This window comes from Methylophaga lonarensis MPL, assembly GCF_000349205.1.
In the GTDB taxonomy this organism is placed as follows: domain Bacteria; phylum Pseudomonadota; class Gammaproteobacteria; order Nitrosococcales; family Methylophagaceae; genus Methylophaga; species Methylophaga lonarensis.
In genome coordinates this window covers 1-10264 of sequence record NZ_APHR01000057.1, presented here as the reverse complement: position 1 = coordinate 10264, position 10264 = coordinate 1, and the positions used below count along the sequence as shown (strand labels likewise).

Genomic DNA, 10264 nt, shown 5'->3' with positions numbered 1-10264 from the left:
TCAGTCCGGCACAACTTATGGATACACTATCCAGTGTCTTGAGTAAAAAGTGAAGGCTTGAGTTTCTCATATTATCTAAAGCGGTTAATGCCATGAATGGATGTTTGCTCTGAGGGAGGCAGAATGAATTTGGGGCTTTTGTTTGAGTATTGGCTGATAACAATGGCAGCCTTGTTTGTGATTGTGAATCCGTTGACCACCGCCTTTGTGTTTGTCTCGCTGACGGCTAAATCTTCTGAGACCGTTCGCAGGACCATGGCTAAGCGCTCCAGCCTGATCGCCACCGGTATTTTTGTGGTGTTTGCGTTGCTTGGCTCGCTGATTTTCAAGATGTTTGGCATCACTCTGGAAGCATTTAGAATTGCCGGTGGACTGATTTTGTTCGGCATCGCCATGGGCATGATCAGACGAGGTCAGGATGAAGGAGAGGAAGTCAGTGGTGATGATCCGATGGGGGATGGCAAACTGGCGCGGGATATATCGGTAATTCCGCTTGCTATCCCCTTCATCAGTGGCCCTGGCTCGATTGCCACCGTGATGATTCTGACCAGCGAAGCCCCCACGGCCTGGCATCTGATTCTGGTGTTTCTAGCGATCATCATCACCACCGGTGCCTGTTATCTGGCCATGATTCACTCACATATTTTGGTGCGCTATCTGGGCGAAACCGGTAAAGATATTATCACCCGCATCTTTGGCATTATTCTATCGGTGATTGCGGTGCAGTTTGTGATTAACGGCGTATTGGATATCTACCGCAGTTTGTGAGTGTCGATTGGTCCCGCATAACGTGCCAGCAATAGTTGAACTGCTTCATAGTAATCATCAAACTGTCTGAGCCCTGCCTGGGCCAGCAATACCTGATTCTGCTGGATCTGGTTACGCAAAGTCAGCCCGCAATGATAGAGATCGATGTTGGCATCCATCAGTGCACTTTGCCACTCGACATTAAATAGATGTTGCCGTTCGGCCTGCTCCAGCCATGCCATCATGTGGCATTTCTTGTAGTTCATGATTGGCCAGTTCAGCACATGATCTGGCGCGCCTTCGACATTGGCTCTGACGCGCTGCCACCAGTGATGAGTCTGCAATTGAATCAGCGCGATGTAGCGTTGTGCTTCGCTGAGTTGGGCCTTGGCGAATAGCTGCCAACTGGCATTGACTGGAGGGTTTTTTGCCCACTGCAGGAACTGGTCAACAGGCATTGGATGGGCGATTTTATAGCCTTGGGCTTGATAACAGCCCATGGTCAGTAACATCAAACCGTGTTCGGTGGTTTCAACACCTTCGGCAATGACATCATGATGGAAGGCCTGGGTCAGTCCGATCACGCCATCAACAATGGTGTAATCATTGGGATCGTCAATAATATCCCGGACAAAAGTCTGGTCGATCTTCACCACATCAACCGGTAAGTGACGTAGATGCGTTAACGAAGAGTAACCGGTGCCAAAGTCATCCAGCGCTATCCGAACACCAAGTGCCTTTCGGCACTTACTGATAATGCTGGAAATATTATGTAAATCATCAAGCACACTGCTTTCCAGTATTTCCAGTTGTAACAAGCTAGAATCTACTGTCGGATAGCGTGACAGCGCGTGATCAAGATGCGTGAAGAAGCCTTCCCACTGTAAATGATGAGAGGAGATATTCAGGCTGATTTCCAGTTGCAGCTCATGTTGTTTTAACGTGTTGAGTTCTTTGAGCGCTTGCTCAATAACCCAGTTACCGATCCGAATGGCGAGATCAGTACCATCCATGGATTGCAGAAATTGCGCGGGAGTGACAATGCCGCGTGAAGGATCTTGCCAGCGTAACAGCGCTTCTGCGCCCATAAGTTGGCCACTGCGCATATCAATTTTAGGCTGGTAGTAGAGACAAAACTCCTGGTTGCGGAATGCTTGTTCAATCACGTGCAGTTGATTTTGTTGCATGCTGAGTTGTTGATCATGCACGGCATCAAACAGGTAATGGCGATTACGTCCCGCCTGCTTGGCCTGATACATTGCCTGATCGGCATGTCGCAGCAGCGTGTCAGCATCGGCATTATCCAGCGGGTAGAGGGTGACACCGATACTGGCGCTCAGGCTGATAGTTTCTTCTTCGATTTGGTAGGGCAGCTCAATTGTACGGTGCAAGCGTGATAACAGTCGCTGGCAATGCTCTATGGAACTGATATCGTTTAACAACAGTGCGAACTCATCGCCGCCCAGCCGAGAAGCCGTATCATCCTCGCGAATGCAGGATTTCAGACGGCGAGAAATTTCTATCAGTATTTTGTCACCCGCGGCATGACCAAAGTTGTCATTCACTGGTTTGAAGTTATCCAGATCCAGGAAGATAATCGCCAACAAACTATGATTACGTTCGCTGTGGGCAATGGCCTGGCGAAAGCGGTCAGCAAACAGACTTCGGTTGGGGAGCTGGGTTAACATATCGAAATGTGCCATCATTTCCAGCGCATTCTGTTGTTGTTTGCTCTCAGTGATATCGGAGAAAAGGCCAAGATAATGCTGTGTTTCACCATGCTCATCCAGCAAGGTCGAGATGGTCAGCAGTTCGGCAAATAACTCGCCATTTTTTCGAATATTCCAGACCTCGCCTTGCCAGTGCCCTTCTTCCTGAAGGCTTTGCCACATTTCCTGATAGAAGTGTTCTGTGTGACGTCCGGATTTCAGCAGGCGCGGCGTTTGTCCGATAACTTCATCCCGGGCATAGCCGGTGATGGTTGTGAATGCCGGGTTAATATCCACAATGATGCCTTTGGCATCGGTGATTAAAATGCCCTCGTGTGCCTGATTAAAAACTCGCCCGGACAGCTTGAGTTTTTCTTCTGCACGTTTACGTTCGCTGATATCGTAAAAAATGACGATATGTGTACGCTGGGTGCCATCAGCAATGGCGGTACTGTTAATCAGCGTGTGACGAATCTGACCATTCTTGCAGCGTATTTCAACTTCAAAGGGGGCTTCACGTTGTGGCAGACCGGGACTGTTCATGTAACTCTGCCAGACTGCACGGACCTGTGAGCGGTATTCTGGATCTGGATAAGCCAGCTCCCACCAGACGTCTACTGAGGGGATATCTTCAATGGTGTAACCAAAGGTGTCGGTAAAGGCTTTGTTGATATATTGCACTCGTTGCTTGTCATCATTGAGTGCATAGGGAATTGGCGAGGCGTTGAGAATGCTGCGAAGTTTGGCTTCGCTGCGTGCCAGTGCCTGCCGGGATTGCCTGAGTCGGAACAACCAATAGGAATAGATAGCAAAAATGATGGTGAGTGCAACGGCAAACTGCAGCAGTGTGCGTGTCTGAACTCCGCTGGTGAAAGTTAGTCCCAGCCAGCGATTTTCAATTTCCTGACGCTCTTCAGGGCTGATACTAGCGAGTACTTTGTTAATGATGCTGAACAGCTCGGGGTGACTATGATGCACCCCAATCCGGTAGGCGGTATGCTCTTCGGTTTGTCCGGCAAATTGCAGATTGAGCAGATTGCCCTGTTTGATGGCGAAGTTAGCATAGGCCGCGTCGCCAACATAGGCAAAGGCGCTGCCGGTGGCAACCTTGTTCAATGCTTCTGCAGTGGTTTCGGTAAGCACCAGCTCTATTTCAGGATGATGTCTGGCCAGAAACTCATGCACATAATAGTCTTGCTCCACCGCAACCCTTTGTCCGGAAAGATTGTCCAGTGTGCCGATGTAGCCGTGGCGGTTAGCATTGACGATAACGATCGGATTATTAACGTAAGGTTGAGAGAAATTCAGATATTCTGCGCGTTCTGGTGTGAGGTTGAGACAGGACATCATGTCTAGCTCGCCTCTTGACGCCATCGCCAGGGTTTCATGCCATGGCAGATCCGAAACAATTTCGAATGGTACGCCGATGCGTTGTTCAATTAGTCTGATGTACTCTGCCGCAATGCCGACATATTCGCCCTCGGCATTGATCCATTCATAGGGAGCAAAATCCGAGTCAACGCCAACACGGATTCGACTTCGACCTGCCAGCCAGGCCAGCTCTTCATCAGTCAGATTCAGTTCGTTTCTTGAACGATGAATGAATTGTGATAGCTGATGCTGATTGAGCAAAGGCACATGCCCGGCCTGATGATAGAAGTCAGCAGTGCGACGCAGACGACCTGGCTCAATATGGCCGATGGCGACAATATCGGGTCTTATCAATTTGCGGGTTTCGCGGGCTTCGTATCGAAGTTGTTCTTTGGATAGGCCCGGATGGTATTTTTCGACAATCAGTTGAATGATTTCTTCAGGGTTTTGAAGAGCGTATTGCCAGCCTTTTAATGAGGCACGCAGAAAACGATCTGCCCGGCCTGGATTATTTCTGAGTTCTTGCTCAGAGGTGAATAGAATATCGCCGTAGAAATCCAGGCCATAATTGCGTGGATCGATGATGTTGATGGCGTAGCCCATTTGTCGCAAGGTAAAAGGCTGATCAGTGATATAGCCAGAGATCACATCAACTTCATCGTTGATGAAACGTTCAAGGCTCAGTTGTTGAGGCACCATCGTGAAGTCGTCAGGACGAAGACCCGCATCATCAAGCAAGGCATGTAAAATCGCATAATTGCCTATATTTGCATTGAACATGACACGTTTGCCGGCTAACTCGTATGGAGTGCTGATACCCGATTCGGCTTTGCTGATAAACACCAGGGGATCATGCTGAAAGATGGCTGCCAGGGCTTTGACCGGCGCGCCATTGGCAAACTGTGCCAGCAGACCTGCGCCGGCAATTCCATAATCTGCATCCCCGTTTAAAACCGCATCAGTGACTTCAATGTGTTCATTGCGCTCACGCAGGGTGACATCCAGCCCCGCCTCGGTATAAAAGCCTTTTTCGACAGCGGCGTAGTAACCGGCAAACTGAAACTGGTGACTCCATTTGAGTTGCAAGGTGACCGGGTCTTTGTTTGCAAGCGTTTCCGTCTCGCTAGAATAAGCGACACTGGACAAGACAAGCCCTGCAAGCAGGATGGGTAATAAGAAAAAAGGCATGATAGTACGAACCAATGAAACGCCTGAGGCGAGCAATTGGCTGCTTCAGAACTGGAGTTGACAGGGGATGATCATACGCTTAAATCCTTAATAATGCTTGAGTACTCATTCACAGTAATGAATAGTGATCCGTTCTGAATCACCATAGTTATCAATCAGTTGCTTGCAGTGAATTGTGAAGTTGAGAAACTTTTTTGAAGATTGCAGTTGTAGTATCTGCTCAGGTCGATAGACGCCGGAATGGCAAATAATACTGGCTGGAAATGGCGGATGAACTGACTCGGGAATCAACAAGGCTGGCTGAAGCTGGTCTTGACTGGGAACACGAAAATGAATCGGTTTCGCTGTTCCTGGCAACAAGGCAAGCCCAAGCTTGGTTTGTCCTTGTCGATCATGACGAAGCCATTGGATGGTTGCTAGTCTGGTCACACCGGCACGCTGGTCTTGCAGCACTTCAGTCATGGCAACCAACTCGCCTACGGTCAGACGATGTTGCTTATCATTCAGCGGACTACTGAGTAGAAAACCTCGGTCATTCTTGTTGAGAATTTGCCAGCTTTGCTGGGTATCCAGCGGGCACTGATCTTGCGGGGCAAACTGGCGATGAATCGAAGTAAAGCCCTGAATGACACAGGCCGCTACGGCCCCGGTGACTGGTTGTCTGGGTTGTTTGCGTTGATAAGCGGAATTCAGATAGGGCGTGATCTGATTGATCAGCGTGATATCCAGTTCGGCTTCAGAGCTAGCTTGTTTTAACAGTCGCTCAATACCGTTGAGTATGTTTTTGGTATTCAGGGCCACAAGCACCGACTCGGACTCAGTTGGCCGAGCGTAAATTCCCGGTTCAGGTAAGCGATCACTTTTGGCGTTGATGTAAAACATGCCCTGTACGGCGTTAAAGTTCTGATGTAATTGAGTTTCGGCCAGTGGCGCCAATTGCCCCATCATCCGATATACCTTGAGTACTGTATTGCTGCGGAGACTGTAGGGATCACAGATGCCAAGTAACATCATTTGGATGTATCGATGCTGATAACTTCCCTCAGCCTTGAGTTGTTGCAAACTCATATTGGGTGTTTCATCGCCAATACCTGCTTGCAGGCAGGCTAAAAATAACTGATGTAAGTCGTGATAGATACCAGCCGGAGGTTGTCGATAAAACTTGTAGGCATGAATGATCAGATAGCTCAGTTGTTCAATGGCTCGATGGATCGCCATTTTTGCTACGGCATTATGAGTCAAGGTGTTATTTTCAGCCGCGGCATTCATGATGGTGATTTTGTAGCCAATCGCCAGTTCATTGAGGCGCTGCATCAATGAATCAATCAGTTGATTTTGTTGTTCGATGCTACGGGCCGATTGTGACAATTCCCATGACGTCAGCTGCATGACCATTCGATTGAGGGGTTGCCGATAGATTTCCAGCATTTTCAGGCGCACCAGCGGTGGCATGCTTCGGTGATTAAAGTGATAAAGCGGTTGCTGGTAAGCTCCAAGAAAAGCAGGCAAATCTTCGGCCGAGAGTTTCTCTACCCAATGTTTGAGCAGTGTTTCATTCAGCTCAACGTTGCTGGCCTTGCCTTCGCTTGGCGGAATGTTGAGTTTGAGCACAGGCAGATCGGTGCCCGGTAGCGGGAAGCTCATCCGTCGATCTTTTCATCCTTGTATAAAAATCGTACACAATGATAATAGCGCTGTGCCGTGATGTCGGCAATCTTCGCAGTGCGTCAGTCAGAGCATTTGGCGTATGGATGATGTGTTGTTGTCAGGTTTGAGTGGCCGAGGCCTTGTGAATTTGCTTGGCGGCTCGCCGAAAAATCTGCTCAATTGGGTAGAGCAGCAGTAATAGCAACAAGGCAATGGCAGCCGGTATGTGGTTGAAACGGCTGGCTCGTTTAGCAGTTGAGGCAAAATCAGGCTGCATTAAGGCTGCAGAAAATGCCGCGGCAGACTGCAAATGGTGATATACAAATCCGGACTGTTCGGCAAGGCCAGTGAGATAGGCCTCACGAACATTGGATAAATGCTCGTTACCATCGTGTCGTACATTGCCCCAGGGCGCATTTCTGGGTACATAACCTTCGATTTGTGTTGGATCTTCTGGTAAACCAAAGGAGCTTTGATGTGGCACATCTTCAGCAGTGTAATAGCCTGTCTGCACGCCTTCTTCATCAAACTTGGGAATGCGACTCAAGCCATGTTCGCCGGTGCCAACAACGATGCCCTTGATGATGCGTTCCGAATTTTGCATCAGCTCTGAGAAATCTGGTGTGTAGCGTGGATTGATGGGCGGTGCTTCGTGCCCATCCGTCATGAACACCAGATGACTATGTTGTAATTCGAGTCGTTGCATCAGGCGAATAGTGTTGTAAAAGGCCAGCCCGATATTGCTGTCAGCCACCCAGGCCATGCGCCAGTCCAGATGTTGAATACTGTCGCGAATTTCCAGATAGTTACTGCACACTTCTATCGGCGAGAACATGATATTTGGCATACGTTCAGTGAAAATACCCAGACCCACGGTGGAGCCACAGGGTAGTTGCAAAAGCACTTGATTAAGATCGGCTTTGACTTTTTCCAGGCGACTCTGCGGATCACCATTGACGTCCAGATAATCACGCACATTCATACTGCGTGTGATGTCGACCACAAAGAAAAAATCATACTTTTCCGACTCAACCGGAATGGCCGGAAGCAGCAAGGCTATCAAAATCAACAGTTGGACGATCAGCAAGTGCCAGAGTGAACGATACATAGTTTTCACTAGGGAAGCCCGATTGGAAAGCCCGGCATTGCGGACCAGAGATCTTCGCTGCTTGGCGCATCTGGATCTGTAATTACCGCCTCACCCAAAGGTAAATCGCGTGACAGTCGTTGAGCGGCTTCAAAGTTATACTTAGCGGCCCAGAAGTCAGGATTTTGTCGCAGTGCCGATTTATAAAAATCCTTGGCGACATCCGCCATGGCCATCGCTCGATTAACGACAAGATCTTCGGCCAGATCAATCGCCTGCAGTAAATAGATGTTACCCAGGTTGTAATAAATATGACTCAGCTGTTCCGGACTGTCGGCATAGCGTTCGGCATGACCATAGGCTTCTGCTGCAGCGTCATAGAGACGATTACGTCGGAGTTGATAGCCATAAGTAAAGTACCATTCGGCATTTTGTCTAGCATTTTGCGGTGTCTCAACGATGCCGACAGATTGACTGACTTCGATCAATTGCTGATTCAGTCGCTGGGTTTGAAACAACTGATATAGCTGCCATGACAGCAGCATCAATGTGATAGCGGCAATGGTTAGCAACAGGCTATTCAGCTGACCTCGAGTGATCATTCGACTGTTCATTTGGCCTCCAGCGCTTTCACCAATGACAGTAGAAAAACGCAAAACAATGCGATGAGATAAAAAATATCAGACAGGTCACTGCGTGGAATGATCTCCTGATACAGTAACGGCCGGTTTTCCAATTCATCCAGTTGATCGATGGCCGCTTGCAGAGACTCTGGTGTGTCGATTTCATAGGCCTGATAGGGCGTACTCAGCGTCCGGAAAAACATATCAAGGTAGCGTTCTGGCATCACTCGGGGATTATCTTCACGAGGACTGTTGGGCACAGTGGTAATGCCCATTCCATTTTCTGTGCGCAGAAAAAACCAATATAAACGGACTTGATAGCGTTCAAACCACTCCCGAAGTGTCCGCTGAGCACGATGGTCGAGCGAGGCGGCACCATCTGAAACCAGTACGATGACACGTGATCCAGTGACAGGTTGATCGCGAAACAAACTCAAGCCCATTGCTAAACCTTTGGGCACATTGGTAAAGGCCAGCCCTGGACTGAGCATGGTATTGATAGCCGCTTGGGTGATGGTTCGGTTTTCGGTAAGTGGAGTAACAAAGATTGGCTGGGTGCTGAAAGCGGTCACTGCAAACATATCGTGTGGTCTTTCATCAATGAAGCTGCTTAATAACTCTTGTGCAACTGCGCCTTTGGATTTTTCATCATCACCTGCCATCCATCCACCAAAGGTTTCATCCATACTGGCACTGCGATCCAGCACAAAGACAATATGTGCGCCGGTGCCGATACGTTGCAGTTTGCGTTCAATCTGTTGGGGGCCGGCAAGTGCGATTAACAAGCAAAGCAGCGCGACCGATCCAGTCAGGCGCAGCAACACATCAAGCCGTTTTGAGCTATCGGATCTGACCACCAGTTGGTTCCAGCTTGCCAGGCGTTCCGGCAAAAACTGACTAATCCAGGGTACAACTACCAGTGGGCATAGTGCCAGCAACCAAGGAAACTGAAATACAATATTCATCTTGATTTTTTGGCAAGGTGTTCTGCTTTTGCCAGTAATTTGCAAAAATGTTGCAGATAGTCGATCTGCTGTTGTTGAGCATCGGTTTGTTCGGCAAAAAGTATTTTTTCGGACTTTTTGTAAAATTCGTCTATGGCGTTCCCAAGCCGCATAAACTCCGGATGATTGTTGAGAAAATCGCCAATTTGATGGCTGAATAACGCTTGCCCCGCATAACGATTAAACGCCAGGTGAACTTCTCGATAAGCTGAGAGTATCGTTTGTGGGTTGTTATCTCGCGCGAGTTTTTTGATGCGTCGTCGTGCATTTGCAAATGGAGAGTAACTGATACCGAAGATGCCATTGTTCAGGCCGAACAGTGTCAGACAAGTGACTAACAGGACGGACAACCAGGTAATCGTACTTTTGTCACGGGTGTCTATTGTGTGTGGGATGATGTCCGGCTGCATGAATGCAGTTTCTGTCGCTGATGCACCAACCGCTCGTGGTGCAATTTCCTTGATCGGCGACATATAAAAGTCCCAGGTGGGTAGTGACACTGGAATCACACGGTCTTGATAGAGAAACATCAGTTCCTGAGGCGGAATCGTTAAACGACGCACATCCAGCGGCGCATAAAAAGTCTGGTAACGGATAGTGACAAGGTGCTCACGATGCTTGCCTTGATTGACCTGCCGGTAATCAACATTAACCAAATCAAGCCAGTAGTTGATGGCACCTGGTGTTGGCAATGATGATTGACTAAGCGCCGTGTCCCGGTCAGTGACAATATGAAACCGCTGCTCAATGATGTCGCCGGTGACAATGCCAAAGTGACGTCCGCTGTCGACTTTGCTGAGGCGTGGCTGAACGGGTTCAGCCGCGTATCCAGCGTTTAGAAAACCGCAGGTGAGCATTAAAAGCAGGACTTGTTTAAACATTAACTGA

The 10264-nt window shown here is 48.7% G+C and carries 7 protein-coding genes; 1 reads left to right on the top strand and 6 read right to left on the bottom strand.

Annotated features, from left to right (window positions below; translation table 11 throughout):
- Positions 1 to 123 precede the first annotated feature (123 nt).
- Entirely contained in the window at positions 124 to 768 is a 645-nt protein-coding gene (locus tag MPL1_RS10200) for a MarC family protein (RefSeq protein ID WP_009727057.1), read from the top strand.
- Here MPL1_RS10200 and MPL1_RS10195 read toward each other — a convergent pair.
- The 6 genes from MPL1_RS10195 to MPL1_RS13720 form a co-directional block, all read right to left on the bottom strand.
- Positions 753 to 5015, bottom strand: coding sequence for an EAL domain-containing protein (locus tag MPL1_RS10195; RefSeq protein WP_009727056.1), 4263 nt, complete (start codon positions 5013 to 5015; stop codon positions 753 to 755). The two genes, MPL1_RS10200 and MPL1_RS10195, sit on opposite strands and share 16 nt — an antisense overlap.
- Positions 5016 to 5120: 105 nt before the next feature.
- Positions 5121 to 6659, bottom strand: a complete 1539-nt coding sequence (locus tag MPL1_RS10190; RefSeq protein ID WP_009727055.1) for a hypothetical protein — start codon at positions 6657 to 6659, stop codon at positions 5121 to 5123.
- Between the two features lie 121 nt (positions 6660 to 6780).
- The gene (locus MPL1_RS10185; protein ID WP_009727054.1) at positions 6781 to 7770 is read right to left on the bottom strand and encodes a vWA domain-containing protein; all 990 of its coding nucleotides are present in this window, start codon (positions 7768 to 7770) and stop codon (positions 6781 to 6783) included.
- Between the two features lie 8 nt (positions 7771 to 7778).
- Positions 7779 to 8363, bottom strand: coding sequence for a tetratricopeptide repeat protein (locus MPL1_RS10180; RefSeq protein WP_009727053.1), 585 nt, complete (start codon positions 8361 to 8363; stop codon positions 7779 to 7781).
- Positions 8360 to 9337, bottom strand: coding sequence for a vWA domain-containing protein (locus tag MPL1_RS10175; protein ID WP_009727052.1), 978 nt, complete (start codon positions 9335 to 9337; stop codon positions 8360 to 8362). The genes MPL1_RS10180 and MPL1_RS10175 overlap by 4 nt, the downstream gene beginning before the upstream one ends.
- A partial coding sequence (locus MPL1_RS13720; RefSeq protein WP_009727051.1) for a hypothetical protein occupies positions 9334 to 10264 on the bottom strand: 931 nt, incomplete at its 5' end. The genes MPL1_RS13720 and MPL1_RS10175, both read right to left, overlap by 4 nt.